This is a genomic window from Flavobacterium sp. (assembly GCF_024642105.1).
Lineage (GTDB): Bacteria > Bacteroidota > Bacteroidia > Flavobacteriales > Flavobacteriaceae > Flavobacterium.
In genome coordinates this window covers 313,888-337,242 of sequence record NZ_JAHEBT010000053.1, presented here as the reverse complement: position 1 = coordinate 337,242, position 23,355 = coordinate 313,888, and the positions used below count along the sequence as shown (strand labels likewise).

The following is a 23,355-nucleotide window of genomic DNA, read 5'->3' as shown; positions in this document are numbered from 1 at the left end:
ATATGAAACAGTTTTTTACTCTATTGATTCTATTTTTTAGTTTTTCAATTTTTGCTCAAACAAAAAGAACCACTCAAAATAGTGCAGGGAATAAAATTATTACTGCTAGGGTACCAGTTGAAATTGACCCAGATCCATACCCTATTTTACCCCCTGACCCAGATTTACCCCCTGATCCAGTTACACCTCCTGGTCCAGTAAGTCCACCACCTAGTAGTTCAATTGAAGTTGGAACTACTGAGGGTCAATTGGCTGTTTCTTTAACTGGAGGCGCGACTTATTCTATACCATTAGCAGTACCACCAGGAATTAATGGCGTTGTACCTCAAATTAGTTTGAATTACAATAGTCAGGGAGGTAACGGTTTAGCTGGATATGGCTGGAATGTGTCGGGTATATCTTCTATTACAAGAATCTCGGCGACTAAATTTCATGATGGAACTATTGATGCTGTTGATTTTGATAGTTTAGATCGTTTTGCATTTGATGGACAGCGATTGGTCGTTAAAAATGGTAGCGGAGGAGTTTATGGTGCTAACGGAACCGTTTATGAAACCGAAAGTTTCTCTAATGTTAAAATTACTTCTTATGGAACCCATCCCTATGGTTCCAATTACGGACCGGCTTATTTTGTTGTAGAATATCCAGATGGGTCTAAAGCGTATTATGGTAATTCATATGATTCTCGTTCAATATCTGACTGGTCTATTACTTATTGGGAAAACCCTCAAGGAGTGCGTATTAGTTATTCTTATATTTTAGAAAATAATAGTTTAAGAATAGCTAGTATCAATTATGGAAGTTTGGGAGCAAACACACCTATTAATCAAATACTTTTTGTTTATAAAAACAGACAGCGACCAGAGCAAGCCAATATTGGTGGTCAGAGCGTTTCTATTACAAAATTGCTAAGTGAAATAAAAGTTACGGGTAATGGAGTAGGTTATAGGAATTATTTATTGGGTCATGATTTAACGTCTTTGGGCTATGAACGTCTTGTAAGTTTTACTGAAAGAAGTGGTGATTTGACTAAAAGTTATGAGCCTATGGTTTTTGGATATGACACGATAACTGCAAGTATTCAAATGGATCCCATCAGTGCTACAACTAATTATACTAATATTTCGTCTTCAAATTCTGCCACTATTTCAGGAGATTTTAATGGTGATGGAAAAATGGATTTTATATTGTATCCTATCACAGGGAGTTTAGCAAAATCAAAATTTTCTCTTTTTTATGATTTAAAAACTCAAATAACAAATACTAGTTTTGATTTAAGTACAGGTGTTTTCGAAGAGATTTATACGTCTTCTTTTTTAACTGGAAATGCCTCTTTAGGCTATAAAATGATGTCAAAACAAGGGTGGTCTACCATTAAGAAAAATGGGACTAATACTTTTACTTTTTCAAATTATAGCGCAGAAGGAGGATTAAACCCAATACTTCTGCAGTATGAAAAAAGTTATTTGTTCCCTAATTTTTCTTGGTCTTATTTTAGGATTTGTGGTAATTATAATTATAGTAATTACGTATATCAAACCTATGAGATTCCTAAAAAATTTGTAAACGGAGATTTCAATGGAGATGGTTTAACCGATGTTGTCGCTATTGAGGGGCAACTTGTTTACACTGCAGCATGTGACCGCATAGGGTATCGCGATGGAGGGCAGACTTATTTAGTTAATTTAGATAAACGTATTGCTGATAGTTCGCTTATTAATACGGGTGTAATTACTCCTTCTACTCTTAATAATTATATGGTTTCTGATTTTAATGGAGATGGAAAGTCGGATTTGTATGTATTCAATTATCAGTCTTTTAAAGTGTATTCTCTCAATGATTCCAATCAATTTGAACAATTGTATGCTTCTTCAGATACAGACATTCTTAATGACAGACCTGTTTTAATGGGGGATTATAATGGGGATGGTAAAACTGATTTTATACTCCCAATAGGAGTGGGGAATTATTATGCCAAATATATTTCTACAGGTACTAGTTATGTTAAAACTTTTCAAACCTATCCAGTTTACTACACGACTCCTTCTTCGAGTGATTACAAACCAATTATCCCTAATGACATCAATCATGATGGTAAAACAGATTTAGTTGTAGCGGGTAGTACCAATTTAATATTGCCTGGATATGACTATAAATACATCTCTGTAAAGAATTACAAGAATAATGGAGACAATTTTGAATTAGAATCCTCAGTTCAAACGTCTAATATGGATGCAGTACAATCAAATGCGATTCCAATATTTTTAGATTTTGATAGAAATAATCCTTTAATAGAAATTAATTTTATTAGCGGTAGTTCTATTTACAATTTTGCTTCTAAAAAAGATTTTAGTAAAGAAAAGCTACTAAGAACGGTTACCAATGGGAATAAGGTAGTAGAGACTATTACATATAATGGTTTAGTAATAGAACCGTGTTCTTACAATTGTAAACCTACCTACGCTCCAACTACACCAGTTGAAAACTATCCTAATCTAGATATTCAAGCGGCTCCTGGATTTCAAGTTGTATCCCAACTTGAAAAACAAAGCGCTACTGTTTATAAAAAGCAATTGTTTGCGTATTATGGAGCTGTTTCTAATGTTGAAGGTTTGGGCTTTTTAGGTTTCAAGTCCTCGATGCGAACCAATTGGTACGATGATTCTTCTTCTAATCAGATTATTTCGACGGTTTCAAAATTTGATACTGCGCTTCGAGGAGCTAATACAGAGAATTATACGGTACTCTATTATGCTTCTCCTTACAGTAGTTTTGCACCAACAGATTATATTTCTAAATCTATTTTATCTTACAATACTGCTGCCGATGCTTTGCAGGCGAATAAAGTATTTAAGTTGCAAAACACCAATACTAAACAGTATAATGGTTTAGATCCTACCAATACAGAAACGAGTATCACGTATGATAGTTATAATAATCCAACTCAATCTGTAAGTGTTACAAAAGAGGGGAGTAATTTGGTACAGACATCGACGACCAACCTAACTTATGAGGTTCCTACTACCTATCCTTACTATGTAGTGGGTAGGCCTACAGCCAAAACGCAAACACAAACTTTAAGTAACTCAGTAAATAGTTCTACGAGCACTGAATCGTATTCCTATACGAACCATTTACTCACCCAAGTACAAAAGTCGGTGAGTGCTTCTACCGATATAATCACAGAAACAAATAGTTATGATGGTTTTGGTAATATTACCAAAAAATCCATTTCAGTACCTGGATTAGTTGCCAGAGAAACAAATTACCAGTACGACAGCTCAGGACGATTTTTAACTCAGAGCACTGATATTGAAGGCCTCTCAACCACTTTTAATTACAATACCAGTAATGGATTGCTTACATCCGAAACGAACCCGTATGGGTTGACCACTTCGTATTTTTATGATGTATGGTTTAGAAAGATTAAGACAACGGATTATTTAGGAAAAAGCAAAACTATTGGCTATACACGTAGTGGGAACAACACCTCAATTACTGCCGATGGCGATGATAGTAGCCAAACAGTAGACTATTTTGACGATTTAGGACGCAAATACAAAAGCAGTACCAAAGACATTGGAGGTGTATTGTCGAGCGTTGATTATGGATATGACATCTATGACCGTAATTACAAAGTAAGCGAACCGTATTATGGTAATGCTACACAATGGAACACTACCGAATATGATGTTTATGGTAGGGTTGTTAAGACTACTTCATTTACTGGAAAAACGGTTACGATGAGTTATTCAGGTTTGAGTACGACGGTTGATGATGGGGTAAAAACTAAAACTACGGTTAAAAATGCTATAGGTAAGGTGGTGAGTATGACTGATAGTCCAGGGGGAACCATTACGTACACCTATTTTGATAATGGAAATTTGAAAGCGTCTAATTATGGTGGAGTTACCACCGAAATTGAACAAGATGGTTGGGGTAGAAAGACCAAACTAACTGATTCCTCAGCAGGAACTTATGATTATTTTTATAATTCATTTGGTGAAATTACAAAAGAAGAAACCCCTAATGGTATAACCACCTATACTTTAAATAGTGTAGGCAAACTAACTAGTAAATCGATTACTGGCAAAAATAATAACAACAACACTAACTCTACTACTAGTTATGTTTACGATACAGTTACAAAGTTGTTGCAGTCGACTGTTTTTACAGATAATTTGAATAGCGGAGCTCAAATAAATACGTCTTATCAATACGATAGTTACAACCGCTTGAACCAAACTTTCGAACAAACCCCTTATGTTAGCTTTACCAAACAACTGACTTATGATGCCTTTGGTCGAATTAATACCGAATCGAGTACTGCCCAAGTACTTTCTAATAACAAGTCCAGTAGTAAGACTATTAAGCATGTATATGCCAATGGATTTCCTTGGCAGATATTGGACAATACCACACTAGCTGTTTTATGGCAAACCAATACTGTAAACGCTCGTGGGCAATTAGTCAATGCTACCTTAGGTAATGGGATTACGATAAGCAATACCTTCGACACCTATGGTTTAATTAGTCAAACCCAACACAACTTGGGTAGTGTGAATACAATGATGCTGAATACTGTTTTTGATGCGCAACGAGGTAATTTGACTAGTAGGAATAATAATTTATTCAATAATTGGAGCGAAAATTTTACTTACGACCAGCAAGACCGTTTACTCAACTGGAAAGATGGAAATGGAACGACTGTTTATCAGACCTATGATGATCGAGGTCGTATTACGACCAATAATTTAGGAAGTTATATTTATAGCTCTAATACACCATACAAAAACACCTCGATACAGTCTAGTCCTGAGGGCACAAACTATTACCTTAATAGACCAACGCAAATTGTTAGTTATAATGCCTTTAAAAGCCCCGTAGAAATAGATGAAGTAGGAACAGACAAAGTCAGTTTTACGTATAATGATGGAAACGTACGTGCCGCCATGTTTTATGGAGGGTTAGGTACCAAAGAAACTAGACGTTATCGCAAGTACTACAGTGCTGATGGTAGTATGGAAATCAAACTCGATACACAAAACAACGCAACAGAGTTTGTAACTTATATAGGTGGTGATGGCTACAGTGCGCCGCTTTTAGTTAAAAGTGATGGTGTAACTCAAAATTATTTATATTTACATCGAGATTACCAAGGCAGTATTTTGGCAATTACCAATCAAGCTGGTACTATTGTAGAAAAACGCCTTTTTGATGCTTGGGGTTCTTTGATCAATTATTATAATGCCACTGGGGCTGCTTTTGGTAGTTGGGGGGCTTTTGACAGAGGTTACACCGGTCACGAGCATTTAACTAGTGTAGGGTTAATAAACATGAACGCCCGTTTGTATGACCCAAAATTGCACCGCTTTTTGCAACCGGATAATTACATACAAGAGCCGTTTAATACGCAAAATTATAACCGATATGCCTATTGTGTAAATAATCCATTGAAACATACAGATATTTCTGGTAATTTCTTTTGGATGCCAATAATAATTGGAGCTATCATTGGAGGTATGACATCTGCTTATCAAGCCGATGGTAATGGTGGAGCCGCGTTTTTAAAAGGTATGCTTGTAGGAGGGTTAACAGGGCTTGTTGGTGCTGGGGTAGGCAATCTTGTTGCAGGAGGGACATTTTTTGGTAGTTCTATGGCTACAGCCGTAGGTTTTCAAGCGGGGTTTGTCTCTGGGGCTGCTGCAGGTGCTGCGGGAGCTTTTACAGCAGGAGCAGTAGGAACTTGGCTAAATGGAGGTAATCTCGGAGAGGGATTATCTGCAGGACTAAACGCTGTACCAATGGGTATTGTTACAGGGGGTGTTATGGGAGGTATTAGTGGAGGTATTAATGCTAAAAGTCAAGGTTTAGATTTTTGGAGTGGTAACGGAACTAATGTAATGAAAGCTAACGATTTTCCTTTGTTAGATGATGGTAGTGAATCGGTTGAATATTCAAATAATTCTGCTCGTAGATTTTCTAACTCTCATAGTGAATTGAACAGATTGTCTTCTAATGTTGATAACTTATATGCTGACGGTACGATTCCTAAAGATTATAGTATGAAAAACGGTTTTATAATTACTCCAAAAGGAGAAGAGGCATATGGTTTGACTACAAGAACAGGAGGATGGTTTAATAAAACTACTAATGTATATTTATCAAAAGCTGCATTTTTTACACGAGCTCAGCTTTATGTAACTATGCATCATGAATATATGCACGCTTATTTTTATACAATTGGTAATCCATTTTCAAAAGTTGCAGAACATAAGATAATAAATCAATGGACTCTTGACCAATCTAAAGCATGGAACATAGGAGTTAATTATGACCCTAAGTTATCATCAGGTTATCCAGGATTCCATTATTCTCGATATGGATTTAAAATAATTCAAAATCTTCCTTAGTATGAAAAAAATAATAATTCACATTTTTTTTGTTATTTGTTGTATGTCATGTATAGATAAAAAACAATCTCCCTCCCCACATTGCTCATTAAATATTATTAATTCATACAAATTTGATAATAAAATTAATAATTCCAATATCTTTAAGTGTAATCTGGATCGAATGTCGGTACCTAAAGGTTCCGTTTTAAAAGTGAAATTTATCAAAGCTAATTTATTAGAAATGAGATTCTCTTCTAATTTTGGATATGGAGGAGAAAACATAGTTTTATATGTTAATGAAAAACTTAAAATTACAAACATTTCTTATGACTATTTTGGAGATACGGATGGCGGTAATAAAGAAAAGTATTTAATTAAAAATTTTAATTTAATTCTCAACAAAAACCCATTTAAAGATAGCCTAAAAGGCTTAAAGGGAGAGCTACATTTGGATGGCATCATTGAAATTATACCAAACGATTTTTATAGAGCATCTTTTAAAGAAGATTTATCGTTTTCTGCGTATTTCAGGTGCGATTAACCCAGTTATGATGCTTCCAGGATAGCGCGCTATGCGATTGACTATAATGTAATTAAACCAAAAAACTACAACCCTAAAAAGTTGTAGTTTTTTGTACTCTATGTAAGAGGAGGAGAAAAATTAGAGCAATATGTATGCTGGTGTCTCTTTTTTATATTATTTTAGATTTACGAAAATGATTACAAAATTATAATCCAAAAAATTCAAGCACTCGTTAGTACATGAAATACCTGTTGTCCTTATTTTTTTTAGTAAGTAGTTCTTTTGTTTTTTCACAGAAAGAAGCGAGTAATTGGTGTTTTGGAAATTTTGCTGGTCTTAAGTTTCACCCAGATGGAAGTGTTGAATCTTTTCCTTCCGAGATTGGTTCTCAATTTGGATGTGCTACTATTTCAGACAAGAATGGTAATTTGTTGTTTTATTCTAATGGAGAGATGATATGGAATAAAGAAGGTAATATAATGCTTAATGGAAATGGTTTGATGGGTAATCTTTATTGCGCTCAATCTGTTAATATTGTACCTAAACCAGGAGTTTCAAATTTATATTATGTTTTTACTCTTAATCTTAATTCAAGTGGAAATCAATTCAGATATTCTATAGTAAATATGGATTTAGATGGAGGTAAAGGTGCTGTTACTGAGGATAAAAACATACTTTTATATACCCCTAGTAATCAGAAAATGGTAACCATTAAGCATGCAAATGGTAGAGATTTTTGGATTATCACAGATAAATGGAAAACAAATACTTTTTATTCGTATTTAATTACATCTACAGGAATTAATTTAGTGCCTGTTTTAAGTAGTGTGGGTACAATTGTTAATGATTGGTTGAATTCAACTGGTACGGGCACTGAAATGAAAATATCTCCTGATGGGAAGAAATTAGCTGTTTGTAATCCTCGTAGTGGTAGTAACTTAGAGCTTTTTGATTTTGATCCAATTACAGGTAAGGTTTCTAATCCAAAAAGCATATTAGAAAATAATGTCTTAATTGATTTTGTTGAATTTTCACCAAATAGCAAAATTCTTTATGGTTCTTCTGGAAAACATCTATATCAGTTTGATTTAATGGCTGGTGATATTGCAGCTTCTAAGTTGATAGTATCAGAAATGGATGTTTTCGCTCAAGGTTTACAGTTAGGGATAAATAATAAAATCTATCAAACCGCTTTTGGTGGAACGCCTGTTTTAAGTGTAATAAATAAGCCAAATGTATTAGGTAAAGGTTGTGATTATCGTATTGAAGAAGTTCCTTTAAAATACGGATATCAGTTTTATGGATTACCTTCTTTTTGCGCTAGTTATTTTAACCAAATTATTATAGAAAATAATTTATGTTTAGGTACCCCAACTACTTTTGAATTAAACACTACCGCAACTGTAAACACAGCTAATTGGGATTTTGGCGATGGTGCAAGTTCGACTAGTTTGAATCCTACTCATACCTATACTAACGCAGGTACTTATACAATTACGGTTACCATCACTACGCCAGAGGGCACTAGTACCGAAACCAAAGAAATAGTTATATCAACAGTTCCTACAGCCACCACACCCCAAAACATTTCGTATTGTGATACTAACAATGATGGGGTTGCCACTTTTGATTTGACTACTCAAAACGCTGCTATACTCAACGGTCAAGATACAAGCCAGTTCTCTGTAACGTATTATGCCAATGCTGCTGATTATGCTGCTAAAAAACCCATTACTAATCCAGTTGCTTATAGCAACCCAGTACCGTATCAAACGGAAACTTTGATTGCTGAGGTAGCTAATTTAGCTAATGCCTTATGTAAAGCGAGTTGTAGTTTTACCCTTGCAGTTTTCGATAGTCCTAAACCCAAAGCCAATACTGCCATTGCACCGCTACAAAAATGCGACGATACTAGTTTTGGCACCGATTCTGATAGAAAGGTAGTGTTTGACCTCACCCAAAGAGCCACTTCCATACTGAATGGACAATCTGCCAGTCAGTTTGTGCTTTCCTATTATAAAGATGCGGCGTTAACGCAATCCATACCTAATCCTGCTGCGTATGTGAACACAGATCCTTTTGAGATTATTTATGTAAAAATGGCCAATAAAGATAATCTGAATTGTGTTGAAAGCACTTCTATTGCTATTGAAGTATTGGGGCTACCTGTAATTATTAGTCCAGTGGATTTGAAACAATGTGATGACGATACGGATGGATTTAGCCGTTTTAATTTGAAAGAAGCCGAAGGGAAAATTAGTTTGAATTCAGGCGCTTTATTTAGTTATTTTAAAACTCCAACCGATGCTCAGAATAATACTAATCCAATAGCCAATCCTACTGCTTATACCAATAGTGTTGCAAGTATTGATAAAGTGTATGTGCGTGTAGCTACTACTTTGGGCTGTTTTAGAATTGCTGAATTGAACTTGATTGTTTCTACCACTCAAATTCCTATTTCGGTTACTAAAACCTTTACTCAATGTGATGATTCTACTTCAGGTAGTAACACAGATGGAATTTCTCAATTTGATTTTAGTAGTGTTAGCACATCAATTCAAAGTTTATTTCCAATAGGACAACAATTAGAAATACGTTATTTCAAAACACTTAATGATGCTTTGGCAGAGCAAAACGCTATTCCTAATCCGTCTAATTATTCGAATACAGACAGTCCTTTTTCTCAAGATATTTATGTTCGTGTGGATAGTAAATTAGATAATGCTTGTTTGGGATTAGGCAAACACGTTCACTTGGTAGTAGAACGTATTCCTATTGCAACTCCACAAAAAATAGTGCATTGTGATGACAATCAAGACGGTAAATTTTCTTTTGATACTTCGGGTATTCAAACCAATTTGTTACACGGAATGACCAATGTGAGTGTGGCTTATTTTGACCAAAATAATGTGGCTTTGTCTAGTCCGTTACCCAATCCTTTTCTTACTGCTTCTCAAACTTTGAGAGTAGTCTTGACCAATACCACCACTCAAGCTTGTTCCATTGAAACTACTATTGAGTTTGTTGTGGACGATTTGCCTGAGGCTTTTCCTATTGCTGCTAACGCTATTCGTGTTTGTGATGATGAACTAGATCCTATCCAACAAGACGGTACCTTTGCTTTTACTACTACAGGTTTTCAAGAGATCATTTTAGGAGGTCAAACGGGAATGCAAGTGCGTTATTTTGACCAGAATAATGTGGCTTTACCAAGTCCATTACCTAACCCATTTGTAACGCATTCACAAACAGTCACAGCCGAAGTTATTAATCCAATGAATACTAATTGCACTGCTAGTGTCGCTATTCCTTTTGTAGTTCACCCAGTTCCAAAGATTGCGTTGGTAGGGGATGAATTGGTATGCAGTAATTTGCCCACTTTTACCAAAGTGATTGATGCTGGAATTTTGGATGGAAGTGCAGCTAGTAACTATTCCTATCATTGGACATTTAATGCGCAACCCGTTTTAGGAGCCACTAGTGATAATCTAACCGTAAATACAGCTGGTATTTATACAGTTACCACTACTAATTCTACATCATGTTCGAGAACAAGAACTATAACGGTAGTCGCTTCTGATATTGCTAAGATTACCAATGTTGCGATTATTGATTTGGCAGAGGAAAATAGTATTACGGTTTCGGTTACTGGTTCTGGAGATTATGTCTATAGCTTGGATGAGCTTTCAGGACCGTATCAAACAGAGTCTGTTTTTAACACCGTTAAATCGGGTATACATACCGTGTATGTTAAAGATTTGAATGGTTGTGGTATTAGTTCTAAGGAAGTTGCAGTACTGGGTATTCCTAGCTTTTTTACTCCGAATGGTGATGGTCATAATGATTACTGGAATATTAAAGGAGTTAATGTTAATTTTAACTACAAAACAATTGTTTACATTTATGATCGCTACGGCAAATTATTAAAACAATTAGACCCAACCTCAGAAGGTTGGGATGGTACTTATACTTCACAACTGCTTCCTGCAGATGATTATTGGTACTCTATTCAATTAGAGGACGGCAGGTCTTTCAAGGGTCATTTTGCGTTGAGACGCTAGTGGTTTATAGATTTACTTTAGTTACAGGCGTATTCATTGTAAACTTGTCTTTTAGTATTTTCATGTCCTCGCTTACTTTTCTATCTAAGACTTTAGCATAGTGCTGGGTGGTGCGTAGGTTTTTGTGTCCTAGCATCTTGCTTACACTTTCTATGGGTACTCCGTTAGTGAGGGTTACGGTTGTGGCAAAGGTGTGTCGGGCAATGTGAAAGGTGAGTTCTTTATTGATCTCGCAAATTGCTGCTATTTCTTTTAAATAAGCATTCATTTTTTGGTTGGATAGAATAGGGAGGAGCTTGTCCTCGTTGTTGCTCTGAGGATGGTTGTCGTATTTGTCGATGATCATTTGCGTTACCGGGAGTATGGGGATTTTTGAGGCGCTTTCTGTTTTTTGGCGGTGGGTAAATATCCACTGTTCTCCATCAATACCGTGGCTTATGTGCGACTTTGTTAGGTTTTTGACATCTATGTAGGCTAAACCGGTAAAGCAGCTAAAAAGGGATTTTCAACAGATTTACTAAACCAAAGATTTAAGTTCTTCAATATTACTAGTATTTACAATTTTTGCCCAAAAGAAAATCCAATGACTGCTGTGAGTATAGCAATACCAGCCGTTAAAAATTTAAAGTCAACAGGTCTGTTAGTTACTATAGATTCAGGTATATAAACTTCATTACTTTCTAACAACATTATTTTTGTTTTTAATTGTTTTACTTCGGTTTTTAATTTTTTGTTTTCAAGTTCAGTTTTGTCTCTTTCATGAATTGCTTTATTCCCTCTTTCCATTTCAAAATTAACTTTAAAATCCGCACTTTCTAATTTAGCACCTAATCGGTTTATTTCTAGTTCCAATTTGCGTATCTTCATGTCCTTTATTATTTCTTGTTGGGTTGGCTCCCCAAATTGATTGTATGAATTTTTATTCATTTCAATGATGCTAGCCACCCATTCAGAAACCGAGATTCTATTAGATTGTGCAATTTTTAAATATTCTGCTTTTTGCTCAGGTGCAACTTTTGTACTTAATGTCATGTTGCGAGTACTTTCTTTTTTCATTTTTATTTATTTTTAATTTTGGTAAATACTTGGTCTACTTGGGGTCTACCTATTGTTTACTTTGGGTTTACCTGATGTAGACTAAGTGTTAATTTTCTTTTTTAGTTATTTTTACTTTAAACCAAAACAAAATTACATTAAAGTTTGTAATAAAACAAACTTATTATTACATTTGAAAAAAAATACAATGGAGCCAATAGAAAATTTTGTAAACAATCCTGACATAGCAGAGAATTTATATGACAAACTTAGAGAACGAGTTTTTTTAAAAACAGAGTTAGATGTTATTTATACTGACCTTGTGAATTGGGAACGTTCAGGCTTGTTGTCAATAGGAGGAGATTCTGATAAAGGCGACTGGAAAAAGGTAAATTATACTGAATATATTTGGATTAAGATTATAGTTGAATTAAGAAATTACGGTTTTAATTACGATGAAATTGAATTGATTAAACAAGGATTATTTGAAGAGATAACTATTGGTGAGTTAATGCAATCAGTTACTAAAGACAAAGAAAATTTTATAGAAAAATTGGGTGAGGAACCATTCAATAAGCTAAATGCTTTTGATTTAAACCAAAGTGATTTAAATGGAAGTGCTGAAATTACTTATTTGGATACTATTGTTGTTAATGCTATAGTTACTAATGAAGATTGGTCTCTTTTGTTTTTAAAAGATATTCCAGGTGCATGTATTCCTATGTCGGCTGAATCACTTAGAGGATTTCATTTGAAAAATACAATAAATGAGTTGTCGTCATTATTAACACAAACGTATTTAAGTGTTTCATTGAGTAGGATTATTGCTAATTTTCTAAAAAGAGGTGATGATAATTTTGAATCAAGAACAATTTCAATTTTAACCAAAGAAGAACATGCTGTTTTAAAACATATTCGTAAAAAGCATAAAAATATAAAATCAATTCAAATTCGCTTTAAAAACGGTAAAATAGAAATGGTAGAGGTTACAACAATTAAGAAAGCACAATTAGAAAGTCGTTTATTAGAGTACATTAAAAAAGGGGACTATCAATCGATTAGTATAGACACTGTAGATGGAAACATTGTAAATTTTGAGAACACAAAAAAACATAAGTTGTAGAATACTGAACAAATCAGATTCATTGATATACTGTAAACTTATCGGATAAGCCGAAAGTGATGCACATTAATTATAATGTGGAAGTATTTGACAAATATAAAAAGATAGTAAAAAAAGCAAATCCAGAATTAACAGAGGAACAAATTCAAGAAGTAATCATTTTTTTGAGTCTTCTTGCTAAACAAACAGTAAGTAATATTAAAAACACTCAGAAAGCATGAAAAAAGCTGTGATTATGTGTCGAGTAAGTAGTGATGAACAAGCTAAGGGATATAGTTTGGATGTTCAGTTTGAACAACTCACTAGATATTGTGAAAGAAATAATCTTTTAATTGTAAAGCACTATAGAGAAGACCATTCTGCAAAGAATTTTAATAGACCTCAATTTCAGAGTTTTTTAGAATTTGTAAAGAAGAATAAAGGAGCAGTCGATATATTGTTAATTACTTCGTGGGATCGTTTTTCTAGAAACTTGACAGATTCTTTAGTAATGTTACGCACATTAGAAAAGTACGGAGTGCAAGTTCAAGCGGTTGAACAACCCATAGATATGAGAATACCTGAAAATAAAGCAATGCTAGCTATATTTTTAGCGATTCCTGAAATTGATAACGATAGGAGGTCAATTAAAATTAGAGGAGGGATTAGAGGCTCTTTGAAAGCGGGAAGATGGTGTAGGCAAGCTCCCTTTGGTTATAAAAACTCAAGAGACCAACAGAATAAACCTGTTATGATTCCTTCTGACGATGCCTCAGTTGTTCAGTATATTTTTAATCAGATTGCTATTGGTAAATCGCAAGCAGAATTACGAATTGAACTTTATAAAAAAGGAACAAAAATTAGTCGAAGTAATTTTTCTAGGTTGCTACGTAATTCGTTATATATTGGAAAAATTGTTGTTCCTAAAAATGACGAAGAGCCCATGATGATTGTTAATGGAATACACGAAGCTATTATATCAGAAAAATTATTTTTGGAAGTGCAACAAATGTTGGCAAAATCAAATAAAATTAGAAAGCTGCCCGCATATAAATCAATGAGAAGTGAGTTGCCATTACGAGGAATAATTTCATGTTCGAAATGTGGAGAAAAATTGACAGGTAGCCGTTCAAAAAGTGCTACAGGGAGACATTATTTCTATTATCATTGTAATTATTGTGCTAAAGAACGTTATCCTGTAGATAAAGTAAATGAAACGTTTGAAAGTATTTTAGGGGATTTTACTTTCACTAAAGAATCAAGTGAAATATACAATCTCATGGTGAAAGATTTACTTGATACTGATTCAAAAGATTCAAAGTCAAAACAACTTCATTTACAAAAAAGTTTAGACGAAGTGTCGGCTAGAATTGAAAAGTTACAAGATTTACTCGTTGATAATAAAATAGACCATCAGCAGTATAGTGACACAATGGCAAGATACTCCAGTCAAAAGTTAAATTTGATGGACGAATTGCAAAATATAAAACAAGTGAACAGTGAGTACTTAAGCTGGCTTAAAAATGGAATAAATGCACTTGACAATCTCAAAGAACACTATGTAAACGCTTCCATTAGAGATAAACAGCAACTGATAAGTTCGATATTTCCTGAAAAATTTGAATTTGACGGAAATAAATGTCGAACTACCAGAATCAATGATGTTTTAAGATATATCTTGCAGATAGACAAGGGGTTAGAAAAAGAAAAAAGTGGACAATTATCGAAAAAAATCGAGTTGTCCACTCTAGTGGAGTCGCCGGGAATCGAACCCGGGTCCAAACAAGCAACTAAAGAGCTTTCTACAGGCGTATTTCCTGATTGAGTTTTCGATGTCTTGCTAGGCCAGAAACAGCCACAAAACACTTAGTTTCTTAATTTTCAAGTACCGCCCGAAACTTACGATGCTCTAGGTTTATATTTACGATTCCCCTAGATCAAATGCTATAAACCAAAGCCTTTGAGGAGAATCCTGCTTTCCTACCTGGTAGGACGAGGCTAATCTTACTATAATTCAGATTATGCAGCAAGAGCGTAGTTTCCTTCGCCGTGTAAAAAGTGTGAAGCCTTTTATTAACGAGAATTACTTCAGTTCTCGACCTGCTTACTTTTCAATTCGACTTGCTGTCAAAACCAGTCGACCCCATATTAATTGAGGAATAGTCAATAATCATTCCAAAATTAGAATGGCAAAGGTAAATCTTTTTTAGGGATAAAAACGAATTGATTTGGGTATTTCAAATCGTATATCGTAAATCGAATTATTCTTCCGTATCGGTTTCAAAAGGATAATCACCAAAAAGCGGTGCTAATTTTTTCACGTTGTAAGTGCTTTTGTTCATTTTGTTAGACAAAGCAATAATAGTAACTTGTTCTTTTTGCAGCGTAATATATGCTGAGGTATTACCGTGCCACCAGCCGTTGTGGAAATAAAAGTTTTGTCCTGTTTCCCAGTTGACCATTCGAATACCCAAGCCGTAGTTTTTCTTGCCTTTACGTTCGTTGCTGTAGCCCATGTACACTTGCTTTAACAGCGAAGGTTCTAAAAAACTAGGTTTGTTTCTAGCACGATCAAATTTTAATAAATCACGTACGGTAGAATAGATATTCTTGTCGCCATATACTTTGTCTAAATAATCTTTGCCAATTTCTACTCGGTTCGCCTTATACGAAGGAACAATACGGTCTTTGTCTTTTTCGTAATCAAAAACGAAAGTATTTTTCATTCCGAGTGGCTTAAATATCATTTCGGACATGGCTTCTTTATAGCTCTTCTTAGTGATTTTCTCAATAATGAGGGCTAACATGGCATAGTTGGTATTGCAATAGGCAAAACGAGTATTGGTTCTCGATTCTAGACCAATATTTTTGGTAGCCAAAAGTGTCAAGATGTCTTGATTCGTCAGTCGGTTATGTCGATCCCAAACACCATCATTCCTATCGGTGAAATAAGCATAATTACGCAATCCGCTGCGGTGGTTTAATAACATTCGAACGGTTACTTCAGGAAAAGGGAATTCTTTTAAAATGGAATTCACTTTTTGATCTAAATCCAATCGTTTCGCGTTGACTAATTTTAAAATCGCGGTGGCCGTTAATACTTTACTAACTGATGCAATGTGTAATGGGGTAGTAGGCGTAATAGAATCTTTTTTACTAAAATTAGCTAAGCCATCGTATTTTTCAAAAATGATTTGTCCATTTTTAGCGACTAAAAAAGCTCCATTGGCACTTTTTCCTGGCCAGTTTTTATTGTAAAAATGGGCAATTTTTTGTCGGGTAGTTTTGATGTACTCTTCGCTAAGTTTGGGTTCCTCGTTAGTAAAAGGTTTCATCTTAGGTAAGACATTCTCCGGAAGTTCAGAATCTTTAATATCTGGTTCTGTTTCGTTTTTGCCACATGAGCTTAAAACAAGAGATAAAACCAGTATTTGTAGTATATTTGCTTTCTTAAAATAATTCATTTTTGTAGTGGTACTTGAGTCACAAATATATTGAATCCATCGCTTTTACGAAGCTTTTTTTCGATTATCAGTAACTTTTTATCCACAACCCAATGTTATTAAAATTGTATTTAATTGGGTGTCAATGAGTATCATTTTTATTAGAATTAAAAATAATCTTGAAATTGTATGATTCTCCTATCTAAAGGGAAATTGAAAACAGATAATTACATAAAATAATGAGTTTGAAATTCGGAATTGTAAAAGAATTAAATGATACATCAGATCGCCGTGTCGCAGTTTCTCCTGCACTATTGAAGCAATTGAAATCGGTTTATCCACAAGCAGAATTTAAAGTGGAGTCTTCTGCTATTCGTATTTTTAACGATGAAGAATTCAGTACAAACGAAATAGAAGTAAGCACAACTATTTCAAATTGTGATGTGCTGATTGGGATTCATCCAATTCCTGTCGATCAATTAATTCCGAATAAAACGTATTTGTTTTTTGGAGATTTAGACAAAAAACAAAATGAAAAATACAGGCAATTAGCTCTTGAAAAAAAATGTACAATTTATAATTATGCGTCGGTTATCAATGCCAATAGTTTCCAAAGAATTAGGGGAATAGTTGGTGCGTACAATGCTTTTCGCGCCTTCGGACTCAAATTTGAACTGTTTAAGTTACCTAGCGTAACGACTTTCTTGGACCAAAACAGCTTGATTGCTTATTTGAAACGGCCTGTTTTACCTCCTTTAAAAATTACGGTTGTTGGAACCGATGAAATCGCTTCAGGAGTAAAAGTAGTACTAAAAGCGATGAAGATTAAGGAAGTAGCAGCAAATGATTTTCTTTCTAAAAATTATGCTCAAGCAATCTTTACTTTGATTGACAATTTGGATTCGAATGATTTAGAACCGTTAACAAAAGTCTCAGACATCATTATTGCCGATGCTGCAATTAACGGTAAGCCAGTGGTTGTATCTCAAGAATTGTTGAATGCTAAAGATTCTAAACTTAGAGTTGTAGTTGATTTGGATCCAGATAGCTCCAATTCAATAGCTTGTACGTTGCGTCAATCTACTCCTGAAGAGCCGTTTTATGGTTATTTACCAAGTGAAAATAGAGAAGTAGAAGTCTTTCATCCAGCAGCTATTGTGGTAGTGGCGGTTCTTGCTTTTGGGACTGAATTCCCTAAAGAAGTAAGTGAAGATTTTGGAAAGCAGTTAATGGAACAGGTAATACCTGCTTTTTTCGACCAAGATGTCAATGGAATTTTGAAAAAAATGCAACTGTAATTAAATAGGCTAGTTATCCTCAATAGGGTTTTCTATATAAAGGAAATTGAGGGTAAGAACCTTGAAAATCAAAACGTTAAATTAATTGGATTGATTTTGTAAAAATAGAAGGAGCAGTTTTTTTAATTTTTGTTGCCAAGCCAAAATATTAAACTTACATTTGTGCTTGTATACAAACAAATTCCGGAAAATATGTTTACTTTTTCACAGTACTTAGGCTTTTTACTTTTCTTAACCATTTTGACAATGGGATTCTGGCTAATGTTTTTCTTAGTTGGATTCGTTTCATACTGGGTAGGTGGGGCTTCTTGGGAAGCTTACAAAGAAAAGAAAGCAAAAAAGAAAGAAGAGCAATCAGTTTAGTCTGATTGTTTGATAATAAAAAAGCTCCGAAATTCGGAGCTTTTTTTATGCCTAAAAAAGAGACTGCCTTTTCAGACAGTCTTAGTAGTATTTATCCTTGAAATTCCATTTCACCACCACCATCGTTCATTCTCTTAGGTTGTTTTTCTCTTTCGTTTTTGGCTTTGTTGAAACGATACGTAAATGATAATGTTACTTGTCTTACTCTCCATTGCATTTCTGCTCTTGAGCTCAATACTCCAGGAAGGTAAGTTTCCATAATTCTTTTTCTACCATTAAAAACGTCATTTACATTTAAAGTTATAGTAGCTTTATCTTTTAAAACGTCTTTACTGAAGGCCAAGTTGGCACTAAAGTTTCCTAAAACTCTTCCTTGTGCATTGCTTTGAGGCCCCATGTACATCAAGTTAGTTTGCCAATCAATTTTAGATGGTAATGTAATTTTAGATGTTAATCTACTGAACCAAGATGTAGCTGTTTTGTCAAAATTTTGAGTTACAACAACATTATTGAAATTGGTGTACACAAAATCGCCCTCAGTTTCACTTTGGAAGAAGTTGAAATTAGTGTTTAATTTCCACCATTTGTATGGAGAATAATTTAAGGTGAACTCAAATCCAGTTCTGAATTCAGTTGCGATGTTAATTGGCGAAGTAATAATAATAGGTGTTCCGTTAACAAAACTTCCTGATTCTCTTCGAGCAAATTGAAAAACATCTGTTGTTTTGTTATAATATAACGAAGTACTCAAAGTTAACTTAGACCAACGATTGATGTATCCAAAATCAATAGCATCTGTCATTGAAGGGTTCAAGTCTGGATTACCAACAAAAAGATTGATATTACTGGATAAGTTGCTGAACGGATTAATCATACGACCTCTTGGTCTCTCAATACGTTTACTATAACTAATAGAGGTGCTACTTTTATCTGAAATCTCATAGGTAAAAAAGGCACTTGGAAAGAAGTTACCGTATTTCTTTGTATTGAAACTATTAGTTGCTAGTTGGTTAATTTCAATATTAGAATCTTCATAGCGCATTCCTAAAAGGACAGATACTTTATTCTGTTTGAACCCATATTGTGTGTAAAGAGCGTTTACTTTTTCTATGTATTCCAAAGTATTCGTGAAATTCGGATTAATTATTCCGTCATTTTTAACTTGATAGTCTGTCACTAATTTTGAAAAATTCCCTCTATAGCCAGCTTCAAATTGACTTCCTTTTCCTAGAGGTAATACATAGTCACTTTGAACCAAAATTCGATCTTGTTTTTGGTTGTTAATTGTGTTGTCTAATTTGGTTGTATTGGTATTTGTACCAGTTTCGGTAACTACTGCGATGTTGGTATCATCATTAGATGAAATGGAACCGTCAATACTAAATTTATGACCTTCTTTTTTAAAGTTTTTGGTGAAATTAGTTGTATATTCTATATTTTCACTATCTCCATCTTCTTTGTTTATACGGTTTTTAGTATAATCATATTGATTGGAAGCTGTGTAATAATTTTGGAAAACAGTATCGGTATTGTTTCCATTATTGTTTCTATAATTAATGGTATTTGTCCAAGAAGTGCTTGGGTCTAATGCTAATTCAATACCAAAATTCCCATTATAACCTTTTCCAAATCTGTCATTTTCTCTTGGCTCCATAATGAAATTTCGAATCGAATTATCAGTATTGAAATACGTGGTTTTATTAATCATGTTTCCAGGATTACTTCTAAAACTATACCCTTGGGTAGTAAACAAACTTACATTTTTAGTTTTGTAGTTGACATTTGCACTAAGACCATTATTTTCAGGAATACCTCCTGTAGCTATAAATGTTCCATTAAAACCTTGGTTTTTTCCTTTTTTCAAAACAATATTTAAGATTCCGCCACCACCTTCGGCATCATAGCGCGCTGATGGATTGGTAATTACTTCTACTTTATCAATAGCGTCTGCAGGAATGATACGTAAAGCTTCGGAAATATTGATAGCATTGGATGGTTTTCCATCAATCAAGATTTTTACATTTTCGTTTCCTCTCAAACTTACATTTCCTTCTACGTCAACGGATACCGATGGAATGTTAGAAAGTACATCGCTAACTGTTCCACCTTTCACCATTAAATCGTTTCCAACATTGAATACTTTTTTATCCAGTTTGATTTCAACGGTTGTTTTTTCAGCACGAACGACTACTTCGCTTAATTGAGCTGCATCTTCGTTTAAAGGAATAGTTCCTAAATTAGTGTTGGATTCAAAACTTCTTCCTTTGATTTCAGTAGGTTTAAATGAGATGAATTCTATCGTAATATCATAGGTTCCCGCAGCTACATCAACAGAAAATTCTCCTTTATTATTGGTAATTCCTCCTGTAACTGCTTTCGGATTGTTAGGCAATCGAAGTGTAATAGTAGCATATTCTAAAGGTTGTCTACTTGTTTTTTCAATAACCCTTCCTGTTATTTTTAATTTGGCTTTTACAATTGGTGCTTGTTGACCAAAACTTAGTATACAGCTCAAAAGCAATACAATTAATGCGATAGCATTTATTTTTTTCATCAATAATGATTTTAGTTATTGTGTTTAGACTCTAAAAAGAGTAAATGGTTACATTGGGCAAATCATAAAAAAAAGTTAATATTACTTTTTTAGATGAATTGAGCCACCTCTTCTGGAATTCTTCCAATGATGGCTTTGTCGCCTTTAATTACTATTGGTCTTTCGATTAGTATGGGATGTTTTACCATGGCTTGAATGATAGCCTCATCGGTTAGGGTTTTATTTTTATAGTTTTCTATCCAAATACTTTCTTTCGTTCTAACCAATTGAATGGGTTTGAAGTTCAGCTTTTGCAATACCTCTTTGATTTCGTTCTCTGTTGGAGGTGTTTCAAGATATTTGACAATTGCTACTTCTGCTTCTTTTTCAGTAACAAATGCTAAACAATTTCTTGACTTTCCACAACGTGGGTTATGGTATATTTGTATCATCGTTTTTAAATTTTTTGCGAAGTAAAGAAAATTGAAATTAAAAACGTATTTTAGGGCTAAGAAACTTTGGATTAAAAGATGTTTATAGAACAAGGAATACAATCAGAAAATGCTTTTTGGAAATACCTTTTTGGCTCGGTCTTGCTTTTTGGAGCCTCGCTAATAGGACAGCTCCCTTTATTGATGGGAGTTTTGTACGAAACCTTGATAAACAAGAAAAAATACCCCAATTCGAATGCAGCAATGATGCATTTTTTAGAGCCCAATTTTACTTTGTTTTTGCTGCTTTTTTCTTTTGTATTTGTGTTTCTAGGAATCTATTTTGTACTTCGGAATTTACACCATCAATCGCTATTGTCTATTATCACTTCTAGAGCAAGTATCGACTGGAAAAGAGTGGGTTTTTCTTTTTCGCTTTGGGCAGCTTTTACAATAGGAAGTACCGCCATCTTTTATTTTTTACATCCAGAAGATTTTGTACTTCAATTTCAGCTGGTTCCTTTTTTAATATTATTTGCAATAGGATTGGTTCTATTTCCTTTTCAAATAGGGAGTGAAGAATTGATTTTTAGAGGGTATTTGATGCAAGGTTTTGGCAATTTAGCACACAATAAATGGTTTCCTTTGTTGATGACTTCTTTGATTTTTGGCTTACTCCACATCGCTAATCCCGAAGTTGATAAAATGGGTTACTCTATTTTGATTTATTATATTGGTACAGGTTTGTTTCTTGGAATTAGTACCTTAATGGATGAAGGAATGGAATTGGCTTTGGGATTTCATTTTGCCAATAATTTTATAGGAGCGGTATTGGTTACCTCCGATTGGTCGGCTTTTCAAACTCATGCCATTTTGAAAGACGTTTCCAATCCAAGCAGTCTGGTAGACGTGCTGTTGCCTGTTGTTGTAATTTTTCCTATCTTGCTGTTGCTTTTTGCACGGAAGTACCAATGGGCAAATTGGAAAGAACAACTTACAGGGAAAATCAATAAAGTCAATCACAACTAAATTTATATAGGATGAATAATGTAACGTATCAAAATGTTCACAACAAGTTTAAATTAAATGGTTTTAGTTTTACTAAAGAAGATTTATTACGAGTGGCGTATTCTTTTATCAAAGAAGGGTCGTATTATGAAAAACCGTTAGGAATCTTTATCTTGGATTGGTTTGATCCAAAACCCTATTTAGAAATTAATACTTCAGGTTCTACAGGAGCTCCAAAAATTATTCGTGTTGACAAGCAAGCGATGGTCAATTCGGCTTTGGCAACAGGTGATTTTTTTGATTTACAACCGGGGCAAAAAGTATTGCATTGTTTACCAACAGATTATGTAGCGGGCAAAATGATGTTTGTAAGAGCGTTTATCTTGGGTCTAGATATGGAATTTGTGGCACCAAGTTCACATCCTTTAGAAGGAGTGAAGGGAACGTTTGATTTTTGTGGTATGGTTCCTTTGCAGGCTAAAAACTCGTTAAAAGACTTACACCGAATTAAAAAGTTAATCATTGGTGGTGCCAAAATCAATAAGTCGTTAGAGCAGGAGTTAGTTACAATTCCGTCTCAGATTTATGAAACCTATGGAATGACGGAAACTATTACTCATATTGCTGCCAAGCGAGTAGGAGAGGCGGCATTTACGGTGTTGCCTAATGTAAAAATAACAACAGACGACCGTCATTGTTTGGTTATTGATGCCCATAAAATTAGCGGCGAAAAAATTGTAACCAATGATTTGGTCGATTTAGTTTCAGCTACTCAATTTGTTTGGAAAGGCCGTTTTGATAACGTAATCAATAGCGGAGGGATTAAATTAATTCCAGAACAAATTGAAGAAAAACTGGCGACTTTAATCCCAAGACATTTCTTTGTGTACGGACAAGCCGATGAACTTTTAGGAGAAAAATTAGTCTTGTATGTGGAAGGCGAACCTATGACAATAGAAGAATCTGTTTTTGAAGTTTTAGACAAATACGAAAGACCGAAAGAGATTGTTTTTATCCCAGAGTTCAAACAAACCGCTACAGGAAAAATAATACGAGATCAAAGTATGGTGAGGTAGAGTTTTAATCTCTTCTAGCTAGGCGACTTTATTCTTGTATAAAGCCACGCGAAGGTATTCGCGCGGGAGCGGTTATAGTTGTTCATC

At 34.4% G+C, this 23,355-nt stretch carries 11 protein-coding genes, 1 other RNA gene and 2 pseudogenes; 8 read left to right on the top strand and 6 right to left on the bottom strand.

Annotated features, from left to right (window positions below):
* Nucleotides 1–2: 2 nt before the first annotated feature.
* From Q0L65_RS09790 to Q0L65_RS09780, 3 genes are all read left to right on the top strand, one after another.
* Nucleotides 3–6,413 (top strand): FG-GAP-like repeat-containing protein, encoded by a 6,411-nt coding sequence (locus tag Q0L65_RS09790; protein WP_296685810.1) that lies wholly within the window; start codon nt 3–5, stop codon nt 6,411–6,413.
* A 1-nt stretch (nt 6,414) separates the two neighbouring features.
* Entirely contained in the window at nt 6,415–6,936 is a 522-nt protein-coding gene (locus Q0L65_RS09785; protein WP_296685808.1) for a hypothetical protein, read from the top strand.
* Nucleotides 6,937–7,157: 221 nt separating this feature from the next.
* Nucleotides 7,158–10,979 carry a T9SS type B sorting domain-containing protein gene (locus Q0L65_RS09780; protein WP_296685806.1) on the top strand — a complete coding sequence of 1,274 codons (3,822 nt, stop codon included), beginning with the start codon at nt 7,158–7,160 and terminating at the stop codon, nt 10,977–10,979.
* Nucleotides 10,980–10,983: 4 nt separating this feature from the next.
* Here the strand turns inward: Q0L65_RS09780 and Q0L65_RS09775 are convergent.
* Both Q0L65_RS09775 and Q0L65_RS09770 read right to left on the bottom strand, forming a co-directional pair.
* Nucleotides 10,984–11,478 (bottom strand): annotated as a pseudogene (locus Q0L65_RS09775) (site-specific integrase); the annotation flags it as partial.
* Nucleotides 11,479–11,534: 56 nt separating this feature from the next.
* Nucleotides 11,535–12,035, bottom strand: a complete 501-nt coding sequence (locus tag Q0L65_RS09770; protein ID WP_296685804.1) for a hypothetical protein — start codon at nt 12,033–12,035, stop codon at nt 11,535–11,537.
* A gap of 187 nt (nt 12,036–12,222) precedes the next feature.
* On the opposite strand from Q0L65_RS09770, the gene Q0L65_RS09765 reads away from it, so the two are divergent.
* A complete protein-coding gene (locus Q0L65_RS09765; RefSeq protein WP_296685802.1) occupies nt 12,223–13,137 on the top strand; it encodes a hypothetical protein in 915 nt (304 codons plus the stop codon).
* Nucleotides 13,138–13,354: 217 nt separating this feature from the next.
* Nucleotides 13,355–14,293, top strand: a pseudogene (locus Q0L65_RS14025) (recombinase family protein); the annotation flags it as partial.
* 571 nt (nt 14,294–14,864) lie between these two features.
* Here Q0L65_RS14025 and ssrA read toward each other — a convergent pair.
* Nucleotides 14,865–15,261, bottom strand: a transfer-messenger RNA (tmRNA) gene (gene ssrA / locus Q0L65_RS09760).
* A gap of 116 nt (nt 15,262–15,377) precedes the next feature.
* Nucleotides 15,378–16,580 carry a serine hydrolase domain-containing protein gene (locus tag Q0L65_RS09755; protein WP_296685801.1) on the bottom strand — a complete coding sequence of 401 codons (1,203 nt, stop codon included), beginning with the start codon at nt 16,578–16,580 and terminating at the stop codon, nt 15,378–15,380.
* A 218-nt stretch (nt 16,581–16,798) separates the two neighbouring features.
* Between Q0L65_RS09755 and Q0L65_RS09750 the strand changes: the two genes are divergently transcribed.
* Complete coding sequence (locus tag Q0L65_RS09750; protein WP_296685799.1) at nt 16,799–17,857, top strand: alanine dehydrogenase; 1,059 nt, start codon at nt 16,799–16,801, stop codon at nt 17,855–17,857.
* 454 nt (nt 17,858–18,311) lie between these two features.
* Here the strand turns inward: Q0L65_RS09750 and Q0L65_RS09745 are convergent, their stop codons facing one another.
* Both Q0L65_RS09745 and arsC read right to left on the bottom strand, forming a co-directional pair.
* A complete protein-coding gene (locus tag Q0L65_RS09745; RefSeq protein WP_296685797.1) occupies nt 18,312–20,774 on the bottom strand; it encodes an outer membrane beta-barrel family protein in 2,463 nt (820 codons plus the stop codon).
* A gap of 89 nt (nt 20,775–20,863) precedes the next feature.
* The gene (arsC, locus tag Q0L65_RS09740; RefSeq protein ID WP_296685795.1) at nt 20,864–21,205 is read right to left on the bottom strand and encodes an arsenate reductase (glutaredoxin); all 342 of its coding nucleotides are present in this window, start codon (nt 21,203–21,205) and stop codon (nt 20,864–20,866) included.
* Between the two features lie 78 nt (nt 21,206–21,283).
* Here arsC and Q0L65_RS09735 point away from each other — a divergent pair, with 78 nt between their 5' ends.
* Together Q0L65_RS09735 and Q0L65_RS09730 are read left to right on the top strand one after the other, a co-directional pair.
* Nucleotides 21,284–22,213 (top strand): CPBP family intramembrane metalloprotease, encoded by a 930-nt coding sequence (locus Q0L65_RS09735; protein ID WP_296685792.1) that lies wholly within the window; start codon nt 21,284–21,286, stop codon nt 22,211–22,213.
* A gap of 11 nt (nt 22,214–22,224) precedes the next feature.
* Nucleotides 22,225–23,268, top strand: coding sequence for an AMP-binding protein (locus Q0L65_RS09730; protein WP_296685791.1), 1,044 nt, complete (start codon nt 22,225–22,227; stop codon nt 23,266–23,268).
* Nucleotides 23,269–23,355: the final 87 nt, after the last annotated feature.

Coding starts and splice junctions, on each gene's coding strand:
- Q0L65_RS09790 (WP_296685810.1), top strand. CDS start 3: ATGAAACAGTTTTTTACTCTATTGATTCTATTTTTTAGTTTTTCAATT.
- Q0L65_RS09785 (WP_296685808.1), top strand. CDS start 6,415: ATGAAAAAAATAATAATTCACATTTTTTTTGTTATTTGTTGTATGTCA.
- Q0L65_RS09780 (WP_296685806.1), top strand. CDS start 7,158: ATGAAATACCTGTTGTCCTTATTTTTTTTAGTAAGTAGTTCTTTTGTT.
- Q0L65_RS09770 (WP_296685804.1), bottom strand. CDS start 12,035: ATGAAAAAAGAAAGTACTCGCAACATGACATTAAGTACAAAAGTTGCA.
- Q0L65_RS09765 (WP_296685802.1), top strand. CDS start 12,223: ATGGAGCCAATAGAAAATTTTGTAAACAATCCTGACATAGCAGAGAAT.
- Q0L65_RS09755 (WP_296685801.1), bottom strand. CDS start 16,580: ATGAATTATTTTAAGAAAGCAAATATACTACAAATACTGGTTTTATCT.
- Q0L65_RS09750 (WP_296685799.1), top strand. CDS start 16,799: ATGAGTTTGAAATTCGGAATTGTAAAAGAATTAAATGATACATCAGAT.
- Q0L65_RS09745 (WP_296685797.1), bottom strand. CDS start 20,774: ATGAAAAAAATAAATGCTATCGCATTAATTGTATTGCTTTTGAGCTGT.
- arsC (WP_296685795.1), bottom strand. CDS start 21,205: ATGATACAAATATACCATAACCCACGTTGTGGAAAGTCAAGAAATTGT.
- Q0L65_RS09735 (WP_296685792.1), top strand. CDS start 21,284: ATGTTTATAGAACAAGGAATACAATCAGAAAATGCTTTTTGGAAATAC.
- Q0L65_RS09730 (WP_296685791.1), top strand. CDS start 22,225: ATGAATAATGTAACGTATCAAAATGTTCACAACAAGTTTAAATTAAAT.